Consider the following 21,682-nt stretch of genomic DNA (forward strand, 5'->3'; position numbering starts at 1 on the left):
TCACAAAGGTAATCTCAAATTATCCAAGCAAGCCTTACGCCTTAGTAATTGGCGCAAATTTAGCTAATAGACGCTTAATCCCCACAGGACTTGGAAAAGCAATATCCAGCTCTATTCCCTCACCCTGTCCTTTTACACTAACAACTGTCCCAGTCCCCCACTTACCGTGTTCAGCTTTATCGCCAACCTTCCAGCCGATATCCTCTCCGCCAGATGCTGCGGAAACAGGACGCATGACAGGTTTTCTTGGTGTAGTTGGCGTGGTAAACGTACTCCTTGGCGAACCAAATGAAGTACCTGAGGAGCCAAACGAGGTTCCTGAAGATCCAAATGATCTTCCGCCGGATGATCTTCCGCCGGAGCCAAAAGAACTGCCCGTCCGTTGTTCCGGTACTTCGCCGTCAATTAAATCCTCGGGAATTTCCGAGATAAACCTAGAGGCAGGGTTCATACTTGTTCTACCATACAAAGTTCTCATTTGGGCATTAGTTAAAAATAAGGTCTGTTCTGCCCTTGTAATGCCTACGTAAGCAAGACGGCGTTCTTCCTCCATTTCGGCTTCTTCCATCAAGGAACGGCTATGCGGGAATACGCCTTCTTCCATTCCAATTAAGAAGACAACTGGGAATTCTAGTCCTTTTGCGGAGTGCAATGTCATGAGGGTAATGGAGTCAACCTTTTCCCCATCCTCATCAAGTGAATCAATATCAGCAACAAGCGCCAAATCTGTTAAGAAGGCGACTAGAGTTTTATCATCACTTGCGTCCTCAAAATTTTTCGTTACCGATAATAATTCCTCAAGGTTTTCGAGTCGGCTTTGAGCCTCAATTGATTTTTCTGCCTTCAGCATTTCCCTATATCCTGATTTATCTAGAACTTCTTCAACTAATTCTGTTACGGATAGGAATTCCTGCATATTCGTATAGTTACGAATCAAATCACGAAACTGAGCTGCGGCTTTTGTAATTTTGGGGCTCAATCCAAGCAATTCGACTGACTCTAAAGCCTGATATAAAGAAATATCATGCATTGCTGCAAAGTCGGCAATTTTATCTACTGAGCTCGAACCAATCCCGCGTTTCGGAACATTAATCACACGCCGCAAGCTGATGTCATCGTCTGGATTAGAGATTAAACGTAAATAGGCAAGCATGTCTTTGATTTCTTTTCTGTCATAGAACTTGATTCCGCCGACAATAGAATAATCAATATTTGATTTTAAAAGTACTTCCTCCATTACACGGGACTGTGCGTTAGTCCGATAAAGAATCGCAATGTCGGATAGTTGATAGTTTTTATCGCGCGTTATTTCTTTAATTTTTCCAGCTACGAACTGTGCTTCGCCTTGCTCACTATCTGCACGGTAATAGACAAGCTTGTTTCCTTCCGGATTTTCCGTCCAAAGATTTTTCTTTTTACGGTTTAGGTTATTTTCAATTACCTTATTGGCCGCTAGAAGAATCCGTTTAGTTGAACGGTAGTTCTGTTCGAGAAGAATAACTGTTGCATTCGGATAGTCTTTTTCAAAGGATAAGATATTGGCAATATCGGCGCCGCGCCATCTATAGATGGACTGATCGGAATCACCGACAACACAAAGATTACGGAACCTGCTGGCAAGCATTTTTACCAGCATATACTGCGCCCGGTTTGTATCCTGATATTCATCGACGTGAATATATTGAAACTTGCGCTGATAATATTCAAGAACTTCCGGAACCCGCTGAAATAATTGAATCGTCATCATAATTAAGTCATCAAAATCGAGCGCTTGGTTTTTTCTAAGCTGCTTTTGATAGTCTTTATAAACTTCACTTACCGTTTGTTCAAAATAACCCCCGGCAGTTTTTTCATATTCTTCCGGACCAATGAGTTCGTTTTTGGCTGAACTGATGGATCCTAAGATTGCACGAGGATCATTTTTTTTCGGATCAAGATTTTTATTTTTGAGGATCCCTTTTATCACTGATTGTTGGTCAGTTGTATCTAGAATGGTAAAGTTTCGGTTAAAGCCCATTCGATCGATATCGCGCCGTAAAATCCTTACACACATCGAGTGGAAAGTGGATATCCATATTTCCTCAGCCGCTCCGCCCATCATTTTAGCAATACGTTCCTTCATTTCTCTTGCTGCTTTATTTGTGAAAGTGATTGCTAGAATGTTATAAGGGTTTACACGTTTTTCCACTAATAAATACGCAATTCGATGCGTTAATACTCTTGTTTTACCACTTCCGGCACCTGCCATTAGAAGAAGTGGACCGTCAGTTGCCTTAACAGCACTTTGCTGCTCCGGATTAAGTCCGTTTAGAAGCTTATCTGTTAAAAATTGCACTTATTCCACCACCGTTACAAACATTTGTTCTTATTTTTATTTTAGCGTTTTTATCATTGTGAAGCAAATTTCTATCGAACTGCCTTTACAGTTTCAAGGGCCTTTTGGAAATCTTCATAAATCACGTTTCCGACGACAATCACATCGGCATACTTGGCCATTTCGGCTGCTTGTTCAAAGCTTGTGATGCCGCCCCCATAGAAAAGCGTTGTTTTCTCTAGCACCTTTTTCGCTGCAGCTGCTACTACCGGATCACCATATTTACCGCTATATTCTAAATAGAAGATTGGGAGATGGTACATTTTTTCAGCCATCATCGCGTATGCCTTAACATCCTCGACTGTTAAATCGGCATCCGCTTTAGTCAGCTTTGCCGCCTTACAATCCTCGTTTAAGATACAGTAGCCTTCCATAAAGAATTCGTTCCAATCCATGACTTCTCCAAATTCCTTAACGGCTTGATGATGCAGACCTGTAATCCATTTAGGATCCCGGCTATTTAAAATGGTTGGGATAAAATAAAGATCAAATCCTGGTGTTACGCTCTCTATACTAGACACTTCAAGGACACATGGAACGGTATAACGGCGGATTCTTGCCATTAAATCGAGGACATTTTCGAGTGTCACTCCGTCTGTCCCGCCCACAATCACTGCATCTGTCCCTGATTCGCAGATTGTTTCTAATTGGTCATCTGTTATTTCTTTATTAGGATCGAGTTTAAAGACATGCCGCCACTCGCGAATATCATACATTGAAGGAATCCTCCATTCATCTTTCCATTACACCATTATAGCATTAGCCGTTTGTAATAAAAAAAGAAAACCATAAATCTTATGATAGAAATCATATCCAACTGCTCCTGAGAGCCGATACAAAAAGAAAAACCGAAGATTTTTGTCTCCGGTTTGTTTTATTCTTTTTCAGCTTTACTTTCTTCCTTAATGCGTTCAAGTACCATTTCATAAGTATCATTGCCAAAATTTAAACAGCGTTTTACCCTTGAGATGGTTGCTGTGCTTGCCCCTGTTTCAGTTTCAATTTTATGATAGGTGTTTCCTTCGCGCAGCATTCTTGCTACATCTAAACGCTGTGCTAACGATTGAATTTCATTAATCGTGCATAAATCATCAAAAAAGCGATAGCATTCTTCGAGATCTTGTAAGGAAAGTACAGCTTGAAATAATTGATCAAGCTCTTTTCCACGTAATTTATTAATTTGCATATTCTTTACTCCTTTATTGGAATGTTTATTGTGCATGAATTGAAATACTTGTATGCAGTCCAGGGTTGGCCGGAACAACATTGACCCACGTGTGCCCTTGTACGAATGGTATTTCTACTCCATTTTTTATCGGAACAATTCTTCCATCCTTATTAGCCCATTCTACCTCGTTCACTTTGCCCATTTGGAGCAAATAGGCTTTCCCCCCCGACTCTAAGTCAATATCTCTCAGACCATATGAATCAATGAGCTTGTGCACCGCTTCTATTATGAAAACATTGTCAAGTAATATCGGGTCACCTGTTTCCAAATCTACGGTTTGCTCTCCGGCGGAGAAACGCTTATATTTTCCGAGTGTTTGATCAAACTCAAATTTTGAATTAAAAGTTCCTGTCTTTGAATAAGTGATGCTGACTGACTTAGCCGCTTGCCCCGTTATTTTTTTGCTCTCTTCCACTGAGTAAAAAGTGAAAGCAGGCGGACTGTTTTTCATCGTATATCCTTTTTGCTCAGCACCTTTTAAAATGTTGTCATAAGTGATATAGGAGTTATGAGGCGGTTTTCTCGAGCTAGATCGCTTAAATAATGTACCATCATATACCATCCCGTTTAAATTATCTACATAGTTTCTTTCGAGTAATTGTTTGGCCTCTGGACTGTACCCATGTGCAATGTAGAGAGCATTTAAACCTTTGGCCAGGTTAATATAATAATCCCGAGCACTTCTTACAGGACCAATATTTGTTGGTCTCTCACTCTGAAACACAGCCAGGAAACGGGTAATATCACCCTCAGCCAGAACCTCGTAAACAATGTCAGCTTTGTTCAGCCCTGATTGGGGTCTTGCTTTTGGATGATTATTGACCATAACAGCAACAGCACGTTGATCTGGTTTCGTATTAGTACCAATACCTGTTAACGGATAAAAATAAGGGTCGGCTTTTGCCACATTTTCTGGTTTATTCTCATGTTTCGTATCCGGTTTTTGTTCCTTAACAGGTCTTTTTACCGTTTCCTTACTGGAACACCCTGAAAGTAGTACAAGGAAAGCTGCCACGGCAACAGCCCATTTTTTCATGAAATGAACACCCCTATTTTATCCATTTTCCGAAATCACTTTCACGCTTTAACTCTTTACTTACTTACAGTTTAACGCATTATAGACGGAAAGAGTACTGATTTGTTCATAACATCATACATTCCTTGCTGGGTGATTCGAATGTATGGTAAATGTGTAGCTGAGAAAAAGGCAAGACTATATATCGGATCTGAAAATTTATAGTCGCGTTCTTTCAATTCTTTTAATAATGTTTTCTCTTGTTCTATTAATTTTTCAATGGGTATGCTAGACATGATTCCACTTAAGTTTAGAGGTACTTCACAAATTACTTGACCGTCCTCCATCATCACAATTCCCCCGCCCAATTCTTTCATTCTATTAAAAGCGTTTATGATATCATGCCTGTTTTTTCCAATTAAAATAATATCTCCGGTATTAGAATAAGAGCTGGCAAGAGCTGACAGGTTTGTTGCAAATCCCTTTAAAAGCGTGTTTATTCTCCATTTCCCATATCGGTCAACCAGCATAAAATAACATTCATCTGACTCTTCTGGCAGTTGGTCTGCCGAAGCATCTATTGAGATGGAATAAGGTTTCATGATGACGGAGTTCTCCATCTTGATTCCGAACGGCATGGAAAATTGCAGGTCGTCAAGCGATAACTGCCAATCCATTTCCATTGGTTTAAATCCATATTCATTCCAGTTAATTTCACCATACATTCCTTCCACTTTAACACCGTCTCGCTTTACCCATTTACCTTTGGCTAAAACAGAGACCGGTGTTGGATTTTCAATACTTGATAGGAAGTTAATGTTGGCTATACGTCCGGTTGCAATCGCCCCATGAAGATGTTCAATTTTATAGTATCGTGCAATATTTACGGTTGCCATATTATAGGCATCTATAACGGGAACTCCCTTTTCGATCGCAATTCGAATCATTTGGTCGATAATCCCTTGCTCGTAAAAGGTGGAGGAGGAACCATCTGTATTAAACATGAGCCGGTCATAGGCCTCGATTCCTAACCGTTTCATATCATCTAAGATCTCTGGAAGGTCAGGCCGAATCGATGAATAGCGTAATGAAACCATATAGCCTTGCATAAGCCTGCTGTAAACTTCTTCACCGGTCATGGCCTCATGGTCACTATCGGCCCCTAGCAGCATCATTTTTGCTAATGTTTTTTCGGAAGCACCAGGAAAATGTCCTTCGATTTGCTTACGCATCCGTTTGGCTTCCTGAATCCAATGAAGCATCATATCATCGCCATCAAGGAGTTTTGGCCAGCCTGTTAATTCGCCGCCTTGAAGGACTGCATCGTGCTCAAGCCAGGCCTTTACATTACTATGTGAAAAAATCTCTTCTTCATTCATTAATTCGGTTTGTGAATCAAACCGGCCCCACCAATACATGGAAGTTGGGATTGAGCGAAGATCTCTTAGTAATGAAAACGCTTCCCTTTTTTCTAAATGTAAAATTAGCGCCATATTATCATTAATTAGCGTCGTCGTTCCAAATTGGGATGCATAGGCGGCTAATGTCAGGGGATTATATAATTGAAATGGATGTGCATGTGGTTCAATGTATCCTGGTACAATGATTTCATTGGTGCAATCAATGATTTCACAGTTTTCGATATAAGAAGGCATATTATCGCCAACATAAACAATGCGGTCTTCATAAATCCAGATGTTCGCTCTCATCCATTGGCGAAAGGTCTGATTTAAGTACAGTGCATTTTTCAATAATATTGTTGGGGATGTTTTCCCTTCTAAAACGGATACATGCATGCGTAATTGTTTGTTTTTCCAGCGGTAGCGTTGTTCCAGCATACCATGTCCCTCCTCTAAAAAACTATCTATATAATAATAATAAGTTGATTTAACAATAAAGAAAGCCCTTACAAAAGTTCTTTGATACTTATCTTAACATATTTTACTTTTTAAAGCAGTAAAGTATTGATAAAAATTGTAAAAATGTTGTGAAGGAGTGAACAGGTTGAAAATTACACCAAACATTGGGATTTTGAATGCATTAATTCGGATTACTTTTGGATTAACGATTGTGGCTTGGAGCACTTCAAAGATGGTCAAGCGCCCTTGGAGGGATTCTTATCTGTTGGCTGCTTTCTGTGGCGCGATGAAGGTTGCTGAGGGAATTGTCCGCTATTGTCCTGTGACGGCTTTATGTGAACGGTGGTCGGATATGGTGAAAGAGCATCAGAATGCGACTGATCGGACGGTTGAGACGGAAGGGTTAGCGGATTTGGATGTGCCTTATAATCCGACTTGAACTTCATTGGGAGTTTTCGTGGTCAATTCATTGACCTCGGGAGCTCTTTTTATCGTTTTTGGTTATTTAACTTACCTTTATTTACCTAATAGTGTCTTGTTTTCTTCTTTTAGGGCAATGATACATCTATTCAATTTCCTAAAAGCATCACGATTACCTTAAGGGGCAATGTCATGACAAATGTCCGCATGAACCTTTCATGCGGACATTCCCTATTCTATCAAAATTTAGCGAACCACCGATACAATCGCCTTCGCACCAATATCCCTGCGATAAAAGGCGCCATCACAATCCAATTTCTCTAACTCCACATAAACCTTCGCTTGTGCATCAGCAAGAGTCTCAGCCTTGCCTCCAACAAGAAGCACCCGGCCGCCTGCTGTCAAAAACTCACCTGCGTCATTTTGAACCGTGCCCGCATGGAAGGTATAAACTTCCTCAGAAAAATCTGCTAATCCCTTGAGTACAGCACCCTTTTCGTAGTCCCCAGGATACCCTTTTGCCGCAACAACTACACCAACCATTGCCTGCGGGTCCCATTCAAGTTCTGGTCGCTCCCCATTCAAAAGAGCTAAGATTACCTGAACCAAATCAGATTGCAGCCTTGGTAAAATAACCTGTGTTTCCGGGTCGCCGAAACGGGCATTAAACTCAATTACTTTTGGACCTGCTGCCGTTTTGATTAACCCAGCATATAAAATCCCACAGAAACTGCGTCCCTCTTGAACCATTGCTTTTGCTGCTGGAATCAAAACCGTCTCAACAGCAGTTGCTACCGTGTCCTCACCGATTTGCGGAACTGGAGAGTAAGCACCCATTCCACCAGTATTTGGACCTTGGTCGCCATCATACGCGCGTTTATGATCCTGAGCGATTTCAAGCGGGATGACTACTTCCCCATTCACGAAAGCCATCAACGAAAATTCCTCGCCGTCTAAAAACTCTTCAACCACAACACTTGAAGAAGCCGCTCCAAATTTCGCACCAACGAGCATCTCTTCCACACTCGCTAGAGCTTCCTCTAAAGTCATGGCAACCGTTACACCTTTTCCCGCAGCCAACCCGTCTGCTTTAATCACAATCGGAGCGCCTTTTTCCTGGATATAATTACGCGCCTCATCAATCGAGGTAAAAACAGCATAATCTGCAGTAGGAATATGATATTTTTTCATTAAATCCTTAGCAAAGGACTTGCTTCCCTCAATCTCTGCTGCTGCCTTCCGCGGTCCGAACACAGCCAAACCAGCTGCCTCAAATTTATCGGATAGCCCTTCAAGTAAAGGAACTTCCGGTCCGATAATCGTTAAGCCTACCTCTTGCTCTTTCGCAAAGGCAATAAGCTCATCATGCTGTGATTCCTCAAGCGCAATCAATTCCGCCACATCTACCATTCCAGCGTTACCTGGAGCAACAAATACCTTTTCAACCAACGTGCTTTCGCTGACCTTTCGGCAGATCGCATGCTCGCGTCCGCCACGGCCAATGATTAGTACCTTCATCCATTACACCTCATTTTAATGTTTAAAGTGTCTAACGCCCGTAAACACCATGGCGATTCCGTATTCGTCTGCTTTTTTAATCGAATCAGCATCCTTAATCGATCCACCAGGCTGAATAATGGCAGTAATTCCTGCTTTTGCTGCCACTTCAACGGTATCATTCATTGGGAAGAAGGCATCAGACGCAAGGGCCGCTCCTTCTGCTTTTTCACCCGCCTGCTTAAGAGCAATCTCCGCTGAACCAACGCGGTTCATTTGACCCGCGCCAACCCCAAGCGTCATGTCTTTACTTGAAACAACAATGGCATTGGATTTTACGTGTTTAACCACTTTCCAGCCAAGTTTTAGAGCTTCCCACTCTTCTTCAGTTGGTTGTCTCTTTGTTGGAACAGTGATCGTAGCATCCTCTAATGAATAACGGTCTTGTTCTTGAACAAGTAATCCGCCTTCAATTGTCGTCATTTTCAACTCAGGTTTTTTTACATCATTAAACGGAATCGTTAGCAGACGAAGATTCTTTTTTCCTGTTAAAATCGCTAATGCTTCCTCTGAGAAAGATGGCGCAATGATAATTTCTAAGAAAATTTCATGAAGCTTACCTGCTGTTTCAGCGTCTACTTCACGGTTAAAGGCAATAATGCCGCCAAAAATGGAAACAGGATCAGCTGCAAATGCTTTTGTAAATGCTTCAAAGCCGGTTTGACCAGTTCCAACACCACATGGATTCATATGCTTAACCGCTACAGCTGCAGGTTCTGAGAATTCTTTTACGATTTGCAAAGCAGCATCAGCATCATTGATATTGTTGTATGAAAGTTCTTTTCCATGAAGCTGAACGGCATTGGCAATTGAGAAAGTTGAACCTAACGGCTTTCTGTAAAAAGCAGCTTTCTGATGCGGATTTTCTCCGTAACGAAGTGTCTGCTTAAGGTCATATGTAACCGTTAAGGTTTCAGGTGTTTCTTCTTGTGCAAGGTTTGTCATGTATTCAGCTATTAAAGCATCATAAGCGGCTGTATGACGGAATACCTTCGCTGCCAGCTTTCTTCTTGTTTCAAGCGTCGTTGTACCGTCTGCTTTAAACTCCTCAATAACCGTTGCATAATCTGCAGGATCAACGACAACCGTTAAATATTGATGGTTTTTAGCTGAAGCGCGCAGCATAGAAGGACCGCCAATATCAATGTTTTCAATCGCATCTGCTACCGTAACATCTGGTTTTGCGATTGTTTGCTGGAATGGATAAAGATTGACGCAAACTAGTTGAATAGGCTGAATTCCGTGCTCGTCTAGCTGTTTTAAATGATCAGGATTATCATGCTTAGAAAGTAAGCCGCCATGGATAAATGGATTTAACGTTTTTACACGGCCTTCTAAAATTTCCGGAAAACCTGTTACATCACTAACACTAAGTACAGGGATTCCCTGCTCTTGAAGAGCCTTTTTGGTACCGCCGGTTGAGATCAATTCAAACCCTAGGCTTACCAGTTCTTTCGCAAAGTCGGTAATTCCATTTTTATCAGATACACTAATTAGCGCGCGCTTTTGTGACATTGATTACATCTCCTTGTGTTAATAGCATTTGAAGTATCTCTGGATATAGTTTGTGTTCGATTTGCTGTATTTTCTTTTGCAGGCTGTCTCTTGTTTCATTTTCTTCCAATCTTACACGTTCTTGAATAATAATGGGACCCGTATCCATCCCTTCATCCACATAATGAATGGTGACCCCGCTCCACATTGCTTTGGCTGCCAGCGCCTGACCGATTGCATCTTTACCTGGAAAAGCTGGAAGCAGTGATGGATGAATATTGACGATCCGGCCTTGATAGGCACCTAGCAAGGTTGAGCCTATCAAGCGCATGTATCCTGCAAGAACAATGAAATCCACATCATATCTCTTTAATTCTGTTAAAATGGCTTGCTCATATGCTTCCTTACTAGTATAGTCCTTTGCTTGGAAAATAAAGCTTGGGATTTTCGCTGCATTGGCACGTTCTACCGCATAGGCACCTGGTTTGTCACAGACTAACAGGGAAATTTCCGTCTCTAGTTCGCCTGACTTGACTACATCGATGACAGCTTGGAAATTACTCCCATTACCAGAGGCAAACACTGCTATTTTTTTCATAGCCGTCCACCTTGGCCCTTAATCTCAATCCCAGCCTGATCCGTCACAACACCGATTTGATACGCTTTTTCACCGCACTGTTCGAAATGCTGAAGCACATCGGAGGCAATTTCACTATCTACTGCGATGACCATTCCAACGCCCATGTTAAAAATATTATACATCTCCGCATAGTCAACTTGCCCATGAGAAGAAATCAATTGAAACACTGGTGGAATCGGCCAGCTTTTTTCATCTATCTTTGCCCCAAGACCCTCAGGCAGCATCCGCGGGATGTTTTCGATAAAACCGCCTCCGGTAATATGGGCCATACCTTTTAACGGGAACTTTTTCAATGCTGAAAGAATTGGTTTAACGTAAATTTTCGTAGGTTTTAATAACTCTTCACCTAGTGTACAGCCGAGCTCATCAACAAAATCTAGCAATGACCAATTATTAAAAACTTTACGTACAAGGGAATAACCATTACTATGAATACCGCTTGAAGCTAAACCAATCAGAACATCTCCAGCCTGGATGGTTTCACCTGTAATTAACTGTGATTTTTCACAAGCTCCAACCGTAAAACCCGCAAGATCGTACTCGTTTTGGCTGTATAAGCCCGGCATTTCAGCTGTTTCGCCGCCAATCAGAGCACATCCAGCCTGCTCGCAGCCGTCGGAAATACCTTTTACAATGGCCTCAATTTTTTCAGGCTCGGCTTTTCCACACGCAATATAATCTAAAAAGAACAATGGCTCTGCCCCTTGAACAACGATATCGTTCACACACATAGCCACTGCATCAATCCCAATCGTATCATGTTTATCCATCCAAAACGCAATCATCAGCTTCGTGCCCACTCCATCGGTGCCTGACACCAATACCGGCTCCTTTAATTGCAGTGATGATAAATCAAACATGCCGCCAAAACCGCCCAATCCGCCAATAACACCGGCCCGAGCTGTTCTTTGGACATGCTTTTTCATTCGTGAAACAGCCTCATAGCCCGCTTCAATATTTACGCCAGCCTCTTCATATGCTTTAGCCATGCTGTTCCCCACCTTATTTTTGATAATAGTATTGTAATGTATCAGGATAAATCTCTGTTGGATAATTCCCAGTGAAGCAACCGAGGCAATAGCCATTCGTTCCTTCCTGGCCAAGTGCCTTCATCATCCCTTCGACACTAATAAAGGTTAATGAATCTGCACCAATCAGTTCTCTAATTTGCTCAACGCTTTTATCAGAGGCAATTAATTCCTCTTTTGTCGATGTGTCAATGCCATAAAAACATGGATTTTTAATCGGTGGTGAACTGATCACAACATGAACCTCTGTTGCTCCGGCTTCCTTCAACAGGTTCACAATTCGTCTGCTCGTTGTTCCGCGTACAATTGAGTCATCCACCATGACTACACGCTTTCCTTCAACAACACCGCGGACCGCGGAAAGCTTCATTTTTACCCCTTGCTCCCGAAGTGATTGCGACGGCTGGATAAAGGTTCTGCCGACATATTTATTTTTAATTAATCCCATTTCATACGGAATCCCTGTTGCTTCTGCATAGCCGATGGCTGCTGAAATACTAGAATCAGGAACCCCGGTCACAACATCCGCTTCAAATGGTGCTTCCACTGCTAATTGTTTCCCCATATTTTTACGGGCTGTATGAACATTGATTCCTTGGATGTTACTATCAGGTCTTGAAAAATAAATATATTCCATCGTACAAATCGCTTTTGTGGTACTGATGGCAAACCGCTCAGATGTTAAACCATTTTCATTAATAATTAAAAGTTCACCCGGCATAATATCACGGATATATTCAACGCCAATTACATCAAAGGCACAGGTTTCTGATGCCACAACATAAGCATCCCCAAGGCAGCCAAGGGACAGAGGACGTAAACCATGTGGATCAAGAGCAACCATAAGCTCTGTTTCTGTCATGATTAAATACGCGTAAGCACCCTTTAACATCGATAAAGCGTTTTTTACTTGATCCTTCAAATGAGGATAACCGCTTCTTCTAATAAGATGAGCCAAAACCTCTGTATCAGAGCTTGTTTGAAAAATACTTCCCTGGGATTCAAGCTGGTACTTTAGGGAATTAGCATTAACAAGATTACCATTATGGGCAAGCGCAAGACTTCCGGTTTGCGAATGAAATAGGAGCGGCTGGACGTTTTCGTAGCCTCCGCCGCCTGCCGTAGCATAACGAACGTGACCGATGGCAGCACTGCCTTCTAAGTCCTTCATTGCTTCAGTAGTAAAAATTTCCGATACTAGCCCTTCGCCTTTTACACCTGTAAGCTTTTTTCCATCGGAAACAACAATGCCGGTTCCTTCTTGGCCGCGGTGCTGCAAGCTATGAAGTCCGTAATAGGTTAACTGTGCAGCATCCTGGTGTCCAAAGACACCAAAGATACCGCACTCTTCGTTTAATCCCTTTATTTCAGGCAGCATGGGATTGCTCCTTTCCAGGCAGCCTTCAGTTCTGCCACCGATGCTTTAAGTACAGATGCATCAGCATTTTTGATTTCCAATATTGAGGTTTCAGTGACAGTACCAATCTGCACTGCTTCTACTAATCTTTCAAACTCATCTTTATGTTCTGGTTTTACAGTCAATAAGAAACGTGATTGAGTCTCACTGAATAAAGCAGAGACTGAATTTCCTACAATCGATACTTCTGCTCCCAGCTTTTCATTTGCGAAAAGACTTTCAGCTAGCGCAACCGCTAAACCACCTTCAGATAGGTCATGAGCAGATTGCACGACTCCTGTGCGGATTGCCGCAAGCACTTGATTTTGTCTTTCCTTTTCCACTGTTACATCTAGTTCAGGAGCCTTTCCGAATACACGTCCGTTCAGAAGCTTTTGAAGCTCACTGCCGCCGAATTCGTCCTTCGTTTCCCCTACTAGATAAATAAGGTCGCCGTTTTGTTTGAAATGCTGTGTTGTAATATGGTCAAGATCCGTTACTAAACCAACCATTCCTACTACAGGTGTTGGATAGATCGCGGTTCCACTAGTTTCGTTATATAAAGAAACGTTTCCTCCGATAACTGGTGTCTCAAGGACACGGCAGGCTTCGCTCATGCCATCGGCTGCTTTTTCAATCTGCCAGAACACTTCTGGCTTTTCCGGGTTACCAAAATTTAGGTTATCTGTAATCGCTAAAGGCTCTGCACCAGAACATACAATATTACGTGCTGCTTCAGCTACGGCAATTTTCCCGCCTACTTCCGGATCCAAATAGACATAACGTGAATTACAATCCGTTGTCATCGCCAGTGCTTTTCGTGTGCCGCGGATTCTTACAACTGCTGCATCTGATCCTGGAGCAACAACTGTATTGGTACGTACCATATAGTCATACTGCTCATAAACCCATTCCTTGCTAGCTACTGTTGACTGGCTTAAAAGACTTACTAATGTTTCTTTCAAATCGTCCACTTGAGGAACTTCATTTTCCATTGCTTGGAATTCTGCGAAATAGCTTGGTTCTTTAGATGGCTTGTGATAAACCGGTGCATCTTCCGCTAATGCATCAGCTGGAACATCTGCCACGATCTCTCCTTTATGGAAAAGGCGAACCTGTTTATCGCTAGTTACAGTCCCAATACCTACTGCCTCTAATCCGTACTTTTCAAAAAGATCAACGATTTCTTGCTCTCTGCCTTTTTTAACAACAATCAACATACGTTCTTGGGATTCAGACAGCATCATTTCGTAAGCAGTCATGCCTGTTTCCCGCTGTGGAACTAAGTCCAAATTCATCTCAAGTCCCATTCCAGCTTTGCTGGCCATTTCCGCAGACGAACTGATAAGTCCTGCTGCACCCATATCTTGAATACCAACTAGCGCATCAGAATGAATCAATTCTAGACATGCTTCTAACAGAAGCTTTTCCATAAATGGGTCACCAACCTGAACGGCTGGACGGTCCTCATTAGATTGTTCCGTTAATTCTTCAGAAGCAAAAGTGGCACCATGAATTCCGTCGCGTCCTGTTTTTGCTCCTACGTACATAACCGTATTGCCCTCACCGTGTGCCTGGCCTTTTTTAATGTCCTTATGGTCAATGAGTCCAACACACATCGCGTTAACTAGTGGATTTCCTTCATAGCATGGATCAAACTGAATCTCTCCGCCAACCGTCGGAATACCGATACAGTTACCATAGCCGGCAATCCCAGCAACAACCTCTTTGAATAAATAGCGTACGCGGGCTGAATCTAGTTCTCCAAAACGCAGTGAGTTCAACATTGCAATTGGACGGGCTCCCATCGAGAAAACATCACGAATAATACCGCCTACACCTGTTGCTGCACCTTGGTAAGGCTCAATTGCGGATGGATGATTATGACTCTCAATCTTAAAAACAACCGCCTGCTCGTCACCGATATCGACGATCCCTGCGCCTTCCCCTGGTCCTTGAAGTACCCGTTCACCTGTAATAGGGAATTTTTTTAGAATAGGTTTTGAATTTTTATAACTGCAATGTTCCGACCACATGACCGAGAAAAGACCTGTTTCGGTATAGTTTGGTGTACGTCCAAGAATGTTTTCAATCAGTGCAAATTCTTCGTCGGACAAACCCATTTGCTGATATACTTTTTCTGCTTTGATCTGAGTAGGATTTGGTTCAAGCGTTGACAACATGTGCTTCCCTCCAAGCTTTTACAATCGATTGAAACATTTTTAAACCATCGGCACCGCCCAATAATTCATCAACCGCTCTTTCCGGGTGCGGCATCATTCCTAGGACATTGCCTTTTTCATTAGTGATTCCTGCAATATCCGCAAGACTTCCGTTCGGATTCTGATTATAGGTAAAAGCAATTTGGTTGTTTGCTTTCAGTTTAGCTAGTGTTTCTTCGTCACAATAATAATTTCCTTCTCCATGCGCGACAGGGATCATGATGCTTTCCCCTTCGCCATATGCGTTTGTAAACATCGTCTGATTGTTTTCCACCTTTAACTCAACTGGTTTACAAATGAACGATAGGCTTTCGTTCCGTCTCATTCCCCCCGGAAGCAATCCTGCTTCAAGAAGAATCTGAAATCCATTACAAACACCAAGGACTGGCTTCCCGGCCTCCGCTGCTTTTACTACCTCTTTCATCACGGGGCTAAAACGGGCAATCGCGCCTGTGCGCAGGTAGTCACCAAAAGAGAAACCTCCAGGCAGCAAAATGGCGTCAAACTCGTCTAGGTTATCGGCATCATGCCAAACATATTCCACTTCTTCGCCAAGCTCATCCTTAATCGCATGAAACATATCAACGTCACAATTCGATCCTGGGAATACGATCACCGCAAACTTCACTGTGTCACACACTCCTCTACTTCATAACGGTAATCTTCAATAACCGGATTGGCTAATAGGTTCGTACAGATTTCATTAACGACTTCATTAATGTCACGATCTGATTTTTCAATCGTTAACTCCATGAATTTTCCGATACGGACATCTGTTACTTGCTTATAGTTTAAAGAATGTAAGGAATGAGTTACGGCTTTACCTTGTGGATCTAATACACTCTCTCTTAATGTTACATATACCTTTACTTTATACATGCTGATGTCCTCCCAATTTCGCTAAAATAGTTTCATAGGCTTCTGTTAAACTTCCTAAATCCCGGCGGAATACATCCTTATCGAGCTTTTCATTGGTTTCTTTATCCCACAGTCTGCAGGTATCTGGAGAAATCTCATCGGCAAGTAAAATTTGCCCTTCATTGTCTTTGCCGAACTCGAGCTTAAAGTCGATTAAGCGAATCCCGAGCTCATTGAAAAAGCTTGATAAAATTGTATTGATTTCAAGTGCTTTATTCTTTAGGATTTCAAGTTCCTTGACGGTTGCTGCTTTTAGTTCGAGAATATGATCCACTGTCACAAGCGGGTCGCCCAAAGCATCGTCTTTAAGATAAAATTCAACGAGTGGTGTAGACAGTTCTTTTCCTTCCTCGATTCCTAAACGATTAGAAAGTGTTCCTGCTGCGACATTGCGTACAACAACTTCAAGAGGAATAATCGTTACTCTCTTCACCAGCTGCTCGGTTTCTGAAACTCGCTTGATAAAGTGCGAGTCAATGCCTTGCTCTTTCAGCTTTAAAAATAACAAACTAGTAATCTCGTTATTCAATCGGCCTTTTCCAGTAATAGTCGCCTTCTTTTGACCGTTAAAAGCAGTTGCAGAATCTTTATATTGAACCAGTACAACTTGTTCATCGTCGGTTGTAAAAATCTTTTTAGCTTTTCCCTCGTAAAGCATTTCACTCATCCTAACGCACCTCTATTCTTAATATTGGGAATCTTCGGGATATAGGAAGGGCTGATCTTTGCTCCCTTCCTATCCACTTTTTTATCCGTTCAACCCTAAGCGGTCAAATATTGTATCCACATGCTGAAGATGATAGTTATAGTTAAAGCAATCAGCAATCTCTTCTGGTGAAAGCAATGAAGTAATCTTATTCTCCGTCTCAATTAAACCGCGGAATGGAACTTGTTTCTCCCATGCTTCCATCGCTTTTGGCTGTACGGTATCATAAGCTTCTTCACGTGATAACCCCTTATCAATTAAAGCCAATAGGACACGCTGAGAGTAAATCAACCCTAAAGTACGATCCATATTGCGTTTCATATTCTCTGGGAACACCGTTAAATTTTTAACAATGTTACCAAAGCGGTTTAACATATAGTTCAATGCAATCGTCGCATCCGGAAGGATAATCCGCTCTGCAGACGAATGTGAAATATCGCGCTCATGCCATAGCGGCACATTTTCATAAGCAGTCATCATATAGCCGCGAATCACGCGTGCCAATCCTGTCATGTTCTCTGAACCAATTGGATTCCGTTTATGCGGCATTGCCGAAGAACCCTTTTGACCCTTTGCAAAGAACTCCTCCACCTCGCGTGTCTCACTCTTTTGCAGGCCGCGAACTTCAACCGCGAACTTTTCAATTGATGTCGCAATCAGAGCTAGCGTAGACATATAGTGGGCATGACGGTCACGCTGTAAGGTTTGTGTTGAGATTGGCGCGGGGCTGGTGCCTAATTTCTCACAAACATATTGCTCTACAAATGGATTAATGTTTGCATAGGTCCCGACCGCACCGGAAATCTTACCAAATTCAACTCCTGCAGCTGCCTGTTTAAAACGCTCAAGGTTGCGCTTCATTTCTTCATACCATAATGCAAGCTTTAAACCAAAAGTGGTTGGTTCAGCATGAACCCCATGTGTCCGGCCCATCATAACCGTAAATTTATGTTCAATGGCTTTATTTTTTAGGATTTCAATAAAGTTTTCGATATCTTTCAATAAGATTTCGTTAGCCTGTTTTAAGAGATAAGATAACGCCGTATCCACCACGTCTGTTGAAGTTAAGCCATAATGCACCCATTTCCGTTCTTCGCCTAATGTTTCCGAAACCGCGCGGGTAAATGCCACTACATCATGTCTTGTTTCTTCTTCAATTTCTTTGATTCTGTCAATATTGAAAGAAGCATTTTCACGTAATTTCTTTACATCTTCCTTAGGAATTTCCCCTAGCTCAGCCCATGCTTCACAGGCAAGTATTTCTACCTCAAGCCAGGCATTAAAACGATTTTCCTCCGTCCAAATAGCTCCCATTTCTGGTCTTGTATAACGATCAATCATTCATTTATCCCCCGATCTTTTGTTTAGCAGTTTCCCAGATGCTGCTTTCATCAATTTCCTTAAGAGCCGTCTCTACGTTCTCACGTAAAATAGTCACATGGCCCATTTTGCGTTTAACCTTAGCTTCCTTCTTGCCGTACAAATGAACTTTCCAGCCATTCATGTCCGGAATTTCCTTATACAGGTCCTCGAGATGCTCACCTAATAGGTTGACCATTACGGCCGGTTTTAACAACTCTGTACTTCCTAAAGGCCAATGGCATATAGCCCGGATATGCTGCTCGAACTGCGACGTCTCACAGGCCTCAATTGTATAATGGCCGGAATTATGAGGCCGTGGTGCCAACTCATTAATAAAAATGGTACCATCGCTGTTCACGAACATCTCGACAGCCAGTGTCCCAACAAGCTCTAGCGAATCCGCAATTTGCTTTGCCTTTTGAATCGCATCTAACTCAGTTGCCTCCGAAATTCGCGCCGGAACGATCGTTTTGTGCAAGATATTTTCCTTATGAATGTTTTCAGCTACTGGAAAAATAGCTGTTTCCCCATCCAGCCTTCGTGTCACAATAACTGATATTTCTTTTTCAAAAGGAATCCATTTCTCTAACACACAGTCACCATGCGCTAGAAGAGGCTCTGCCTTCTCTAAGTCCAGCTCTTCTCTAATGACGAGCTGGCCCTTTCCATCATAGCCGCCTCTCGACGTCTTTAACACAGCCGGATACCCAATCTCGTTTATTTCTAAAAATAAATCCTTAGAGGTTCTAATGACTGCGTATGGTGCCACCTCCACACCTGCTTGTTGGATGGTTGCCTTCTCCTTAATCCGATCCTGCGTGATTGTGAGCAGCTTTGGCCCCTGCGGTACATAGGCTTGTTCACAAATCCAGCTTAACGTATCCGCATCTATATTTTCAAATTCATACGTTATGACATCACTCACTTCAGCCAAACGGCTGATTGCCTCGCGGTCATCGTAGGCACCGATCACTTCTATATCTGCGATTTGTCCGCACGGGGAATCCGATGACGGTTCTAAAACCGCAATTCTGAAGCCTTGTGCTCTTGCTGCCAAAGCCATCATTCTCCCAAGCTGCCCTCCACCGATGATTCCAATCGTTGCACCTGGTAAAATGGTCTGCTTATCCAAGTTGATCACTACTTTCCAATACCTCTTGTTTAGTGGCTTCTCTTCTGGCCTCTAATCTGCCGGCAAGTTCTTGGTCTACCGTTGCGATAATTTGTGCAGCTAGCAATCCCGCATTGACTGCACCAGCTTTTCCAATTGCCACAGTGGCAACCGGCACACCGCCCGGCATTTGGACGATGGACAGCAGGGAATCTATCCCCTTTAACGCTTGGGTTTGAACAGGAACCCCAATGACCGGCAAGGTTGTTTTGGCTGCAACCATTCCAGGAAGATGTGCCGCACCGCCGGCTCCTGCGATAATCACCTTTAACCCTCTGTTTCTAGCTTCTTCTGCATATGTGAACATTAAATCTGGTGTACGATGTGCGGAAACGACCTTTTTTTCATAGGCGACCTCTAACTGGTCTAAAACTTCACATGTATATTTCATGGTTTCCCAATCCGATTTGCTTCCCATGATGACACCAACAAGTATAGTCATTCTAGATCCCCCTTTATAAGGCAAAATAAAATGCCCGTAACAAATAGCTTCTCGTTGTAAGAGAAAGCCATTTGTCCGGGCATGAAGACGCAAGGAAAATAAAGGGACAAGCCCTTATCCGAACATATTGACTTTCCCTCATAGTCCAATAATTTACGGTTATTGGGTAGAAACTTATGGGCCATATTCCCATGGATATACGAGGGTAAAAATTGTTGTTTGATCTGATAGCTTTATCTTACCAACCATCACCTTAGTATGTCAACAAATTTGTCGAACATTATTTTTAAATACAACTATAATGTTCGTGTTTTACTCAATTAATCTTGCCTCAAAGACAATTTGACGACCTATAGGTTCATAAATGGTTTCACCGGCATTTTTTACCTCTTGAAAAATTGGCTTTTCCGTACGCCTGATGGGAGCATATCCCTGCTGTTTCATCCTATTCAAGCAATCCTCAATACTTTCATTTTCTTGTACCTCAAATTGCAGTTTCTTTTTGCTCATATCAAAACCTCTTTCTAATTTCTGTACACACTATATAAAAAGGAGGGTTTTCTTTGTTAAAAAATATTCTAGTTTTAATGCTCTTCGTTATTATTATTCCCACATGTCACACTGCTTACGCCCAAAACACGTCTAAAGAGTTAAAAGCAGCTTTTATCCGTAATCACGATTTATGGATTAAAACGGGAGATAAGGAACAGCAGGTTACCATTGGAGAGCAGATAAGCTATCCTAAGTGGTCTCATGATGGTAATTGGATCGCCTATTTAAAAGGAAATAAAAAAGACAGGGTGTTTGAGCTTTGGTTGTATAACTCAAAAATGAATAATCACTTTAAGGTTAAAGCCAATGTGGATAACAACTTCCAATGGTCCCCGAATAATAATCGAATAAGTTTTATAATTAATAAAGAATTATACGTGCTTCACCTCGATCCTGCAATTCCCTTTTTAATTTCAGAAATAGCGGAAAATATTGAAAATTCCGCTTGGCTTCCAAATGGTCATGGAATGCTAATTTCGCAAAAGATAAGTCAACAGATTCATTCGGATCTCATCTTATCACAGATTACCCTTCGAACAACCAAACCTATAGTTAAGCCATTTTACACTATTCCTGTTAATGAAGCTGAATACTATGTCAGTACAAGTCCATTTAAATGGTCATTCGATGGAAAATGGCTTAGTTTTTTATTAATTCCGACTGCGTCTTTATCAGCTGATAGTAATACATTATGTTTGTTATCTGAGGATGGACGAGCCTTTCAGAGGATAGTCAATATGTTAAAAGAGGAAGAATGGTTTCAATGGGCCCCTTCGAAAAATATTCTTGGGTATGTTAAGGGCGTTGGAAGGGAAGCCAATCTGAATAAGCAGGTAGAGGTTGCTGATGTCCTTTCTCTGAAAAAAATCCTACTTACCCCAAAAGGATATGTAGATAGAGACATTTCATGGAAAAACAACAAGGTTATTTATGTCTCCCGCGCCATAGAAGACACACATGCAGATTTAAATAAAAGGCCACTGCCGAGTATTTATCAAATTACTCTTTCTTCTGGTCAGCAGAATCAGGTCACTTTCCCGAATAGACAAGAAGGAGATTTTGCTCCACATTATATAGGTGATACACTTGTTTGGATAAGGACCAATAAATATTTTGCCACTGTATTTAAGTCAGATGATAAAACCGGGGTTATGTGGATAAAACAATTAACTATGGCTAGTAGTTATTATGATCGTTGGAATTGGGATGAGGTGTTTTGTATTTACAGAGGTCGCTAATTAACATTGGAATCATTTGTATGAGAAAAACAAAAAAAGACAGTCACTTAAGACTGTCTT

General features: G+C 41.9%; 20 protein-coding genes and 1 riboswitch. Of the genes, 2 read left to right on the plus strand and 18 right to left on the minus strand.

What is annotated here, in order from left to right; translation table 11 throughout:
- Nucleotides 1–34: 34 nt before the first annotated feature.
- From pcrA to AAHB15_RS27570, 5 genes are all read right to left on the minus strand, one after another.
- Complete coding sequence (pcrA, locus tag AAHB15_RS27550) at nucleotides 35–2,335, minus strand: DNA helicase PcrA (protein WP_342043729.1); 2,301 nt, start codon at nucleotides 2,333–2,335, stop codon at nucleotides 35–37.
- A gap of 71 nt (nucleotides 2,336–2,406) precedes the next feature.
- Nucleotides 2,407–3,090 (minus strand): heptaprenylglyceryl phosphate synthase, encoded by a 684-nt coding sequence (locus tag AAHB15_RS27555; protein WP_335572322.1) that lies wholly within the window; start codon nucleotides 3,088–3,090, stop codon nucleotides 2,407–2,409.
- Nucleotides 3,091–3,248: 158 nt separating this feature from the next.
- Nucleotides 3,249–3,560: a YerC/YecD family TrpR-related protein gene (locus AAHB15_RS27560; protein ID WP_098530793.1), complete on the minus strand. Its 312-nt coding sequence runs from the start codon at nucleotides 3,558–3,560 to the stop codon at nucleotides 3,249–3,251.
- A 25-nt stretch (nucleotides 3,561–3,585) separates the two neighbouring features.
- A complete protein-coding gene (locus AAHB15_RS27565; protein WP_342043731.1) occupies nucleotides 3,586–4,638 on the minus strand; it encodes a DUF3048 domain-containing protein in 1,053 nt (350 codons plus the stop codon).
- Nucleotides 4,639–4,709: 71 nt separating this feature from the next.
- A complete protein-coding gene (locus AAHB15_RS27570; RefSeq protein WP_342043732.1) occupies nucleotides 4,710–6,455 on the minus strand; it encodes an adenine deaminase C-terminal domain-containing protein in 1,746 nt (581 codons plus the stop codon).
- 166 nt (nucleotides 6,456–6,621) lie between these two features.
- On the opposite strand from AAHB15_RS27570, the gene AAHB15_RS27575 reads away from it, so the two are divergent.
- Nucleotides 6,622–6,915 (plus strand): YgaP family membrane protein, encoded by a 294-nt coding sequence (locus tag AAHB15_RS27575; RefSeq protein ID WP_335572319.1) that lies wholly within the window; start codon nucleotides 6,622–6,624, stop codon nucleotides 6,913–6,915.
- Nucleotides 6,916–7,142: 227 nt separating this feature from the next.
- On the opposite strand, the gene purD is transcribed toward AAHB15_RS27575, so the two are convergent.
- The 13 genes from purD to AAHB15_RS27640 form a co-directional block, all read right to left on the minus strand.
- Nucleotides 7,143–8,414 carry a phosphoribosylamine--glycine ligase gene (gene purD, locus AAHB15_RS27580; protein WP_335572318.1) on the minus strand — a complete coding sequence of 424 codons (1,272 nt, stop codon included), beginning with the start codon at nucleotides 8,412–8,414 and terminating at the stop codon, nucleotides 7,143–7,145.
- Nucleotides 8,415–8,429: 15 nt separating this feature from the next.
- Nucleotides 8,430–9,968 (minus strand): bifunctional phosphoribosylaminoimidazolecarboxamide formyltransferase/IMP cyclohydrolase, encoded by a 1,539-nt coding sequence (purH, locus tag AAHB15_RS27585; protein WP_335572317.1) that lies wholly within the window; start codon nucleotides 9,966–9,968, stop codon nucleotides 8,430–8,432.
- Nucleotides 9,943–10,545, minus strand: coding sequence for a phosphoribosylglycinamide formyltransferase (gene purN / locus AAHB15_RS27590; RefSeq protein WP_342043734.1), 603 nt, complete (start codon nucleotides 10,543–10,545; stop codon nucleotides 9,943–9,945). The genes purH and purN overlap by 26 nt, the downstream gene beginning before the upstream one ends.
- Nucleotides 10,542–11,576 carry a phosphoribosylformylglycinamidine cyclo-ligase gene (gene purM / locus AAHB15_RS27595; protein WP_335572315.1) on the minus strand — a complete coding sequence of 345 codons (1,035 nt, stop codon included), beginning with the start codon at nucleotides 11,574–11,576 and terminating at the stop codon, nucleotides 10,542–10,544. Before purM ends, purN begins: the two co-directional genes overlap by 4 nt.
- Before the next feature lie 13 nt (nucleotides 11,577–11,589).
- Nucleotides 11,590–12,993 (minus strand): amidophosphoribosyltransferase, encoded by a 1,404-nt coding sequence (gene purF / locus AAHB15_RS27600; RefSeq protein WP_098530801.1) that lies wholly within the window; start codon nucleotides 12,991–12,993, stop codon nucleotides 11,590–11,592.
- On the minus strand, nucleotides 12,978–15,194 hold the full coding sequence (purL, locus tag AAHB15_RS27605; protein WP_335572314.1) for a phosphoribosylformylglycinamidine synthase subunit PurL: 2,217 nt from the start codon (nucleotides 15,192–15,194) through the stop codon (nucleotides 12,978–12,980). The genes purF and purL overlap by 16 nt, the downstream gene beginning before the upstream one ends.
- Entirely contained in the window at nucleotides 15,178–15,861 is a 684-nt protein-coding gene (purQ, locus tag AAHB15_RS27610) for a phosphoribosylformylglycinamidine synthase subunit PurQ (protein WP_098530803.1), read from the minus strand. The genes purL and purQ overlap by 17 nt, the downstream gene beginning before the upstream one ends.
- Nucleotides 15,858–16,112: a phosphoribosylformylglycinamidine synthase subunit PurS gene (purS, locus tag AAHB15_RS27615; RefSeq protein WP_098530804.1), complete on the minus strand. Its 255-nt coding sequence runs from the start codon at nucleotides 16,110–16,112 to the stop codon at nucleotides 15,858–15,860. Before purS ends, purQ begins: the two co-directional genes overlap by 4 nt.
- Entirely contained in the window at nucleotides 16,105–16,818 is a 714-nt protein-coding gene (purC, locus tag AAHB15_RS27620) for a phosphoribosylaminoimidazolesuccinocarboxamide synthase (protein WP_335572313.1), read from the minus strand. The genes purS and purC overlap by 8 nt, the downstream gene beginning before the upstream one ends.
- Before the next feature lie 81 nt (nucleotides 16,819–16,899).
- Nucleotides 16,900–18,198, minus strand: a complete 1,299-nt coding sequence (gene purB, locus AAHB15_RS27625) for an adenylosuccinate lyase (protein ID WP_335572312.1) — start codon at nucleotides 18,196–18,198, stop codon at nucleotides 16,900–16,902.
- A gap of 4 nt (nucleotides 18,199–18,202) precedes the next feature.
- Nucleotides 18,203–19,351 (minus strand): 5-(carboxyamino)imidazole ribonucleotide synthase, encoded by a 1,149-nt coding sequence (gene purK / locus AAHB15_RS27630; RefSeq protein WP_342043741.1) that lies wholly within the window; start codon nucleotides 19,349–19,351, stop codon nucleotides 18,203–18,205.
- Nucleotides 19,344–19,832 (minus strand): 5-(carboxyamino)imidazole ribonucleotide mutase, encoded by a 489-nt coding sequence (gene purE / locus AAHB15_RS27635; protein ID WP_098530807.1) that lies wholly within the window; start codon nucleotides 19,830–19,832, stop codon nucleotides 19,344–19,346. The genes purK and purE overlap by 8 nt, the downstream gene beginning before the upstream one ends.
- A gap of 121 nt (nucleotides 19,833–19,953) precedes the next feature.
- Nucleotides 19,954–20,055, minus strand: a riboswitch (purine riboswitch).
- Nucleotides 20,056–20,144: 89 nt separating this feature from the next.
- On the minus strand, nucleotides 20,145–20,342 hold the full coding sequence (locus AAHB15_RS27640; RefSeq protein ID WP_335572311.1) for an NETI motif-containing protein: 198 nt from the start codon (nucleotides 20,340–20,342) through the stop codon (nucleotides 20,145–20,147).
- 53 nt (nucleotides 20,343–20,395) lie between these two features.
- On the opposite strand from AAHB15_RS27640, the gene AAHB15_RS27645 reads away from it, so the two are divergent.
- Nucleotides 20,396–21,622, plus strand: a complete 1,227-nt coding sequence (locus AAHB15_RS27645; protein WP_335572310.1) for a TolB family protein — start codon at nucleotides 20,396–20,398, stop codon at nucleotides 21,620–21,622.
- Nucleotides 21,623–21,682: the final 60 nt, after the last annotated feature.

Origin of the sequence: Bacillus sp. OTU2372 (assembly GCF_038440275.1) — a bacterium.
In the GTDB taxonomy this organism is placed as follows: Bacteria; Bacillota; Bacilli; order Bacillales; family Cytobacillaceae; genus Neobacillus; species Neobacillus bataviensis_B.

What these genes read in the sequence shown, in the direction of transcription:
- AAHB15_RS27555 (WP_335572322.1), bottom strand. Translation starts at nt 3,090, where the DNA reads ATGTATGATATTCGCGAGTGGCGGCATGTCTTTAAACTCGATCCTAAT.
- AAHB15_RS27560 (WP_098530793.1), bottom strand. Translation starts at nt 3,560, where the DNA reads ATGCAAATTAATAAATTACGTGGAAAAGAGCTTGATCAATTATTTCAA.
- AAHB15_RS27565 (WP_342043731.1), bottom strand. Translation starts at nt 4,638, where the DNA reads ATGAAAAAATGGGCTGTTGCCGTGGCAGCTTTCCTTGTACTACTTTCA.
- AAHB15_RS27570 (WP_342043732.1), bottom strand. Translation starts at nt 6,455, where the DNA reads ATGCTGGAACAACGCTACCGCTGGAAAAACAAACAATTACGCATGCAT.
- purD (WP_335572318.1), bottom strand. Translation starts at nt 8,414, where the DNA reads ATGAAGGTACTAATCATTGGCCGTGGCGGACGCGAGCATGCGATCTGC.
- purH (WP_335572317.1), bottom strand. Translation starts at nt 9,968, where the DNA reads ATGTCACAAAAGCGCGCGCTAATTAGTGTATCTGATAAAAATGGAATT.
- purN (WP_342043734.1), bottom strand. Translation starts at nt 10,545, where the DNA reads ATGAAAAAAATAGCAGTGTTTGCCTCTGGTAATGGGAGTAATTTCCAA.
- purM (WP_335572315.1), bottom strand. Translation starts at nt 11,576, where the DNA reads ATGGCTAAAGCATATGAAGAGGCTGGCGTAAATATTGAAGCGGGCTAT.
- purF (WP_098530801.1), bottom strand. Translation starts at nt 12,993, where the DNA reads ATGCTGCCTGAAATAAAGGGATTAAACGAAGAGTGCGGTATCTTTGGT.
- purL (WP_335572314.1), bottom strand. Translation starts at nt 15,194, where the DNA reads ATGTTGTCAACGCTTGAACCAAATCCTACTCAGATCAAAGCAGAAAAA.
- purS (WP_098530804.1), bottom strand. Translation starts at nt 16,112, where the DNA reads ATGTATAAAGTAAAGGTATATGTAACATTAAGAGAGAGTGTATTAGAT.
- purC (WP_335572313.1), bottom strand. Translation starts at nt 16,818, where the DNA reads ATGAGTGAAATGCTTTACGAGGGAAAAGCTAAAAAGATTTTTACAACC.
- purB (WP_335572312.1), bottom strand. Translation starts at nt 18,198, where the DNA reads ATGATTGATCGTTATACAAGACCAGAAATGGGAGCTATTTGGACGGAG.
- purE (WP_098530807.1), bottom strand. Translation starts at nt 19,832, where the DNA reads ATGACTATACTTGTTGGTGTCATCATGGGAAGCAAATCGGATTGGGAA.
- AAHB15_RS27640 (WP_335572311.1), bottom strand. Translation starts at nt 20,342, where the DNA reads ATGAGCAAAAAGAAACTGCAATTTGAGGTACAAGAAAATGAAAGTATT.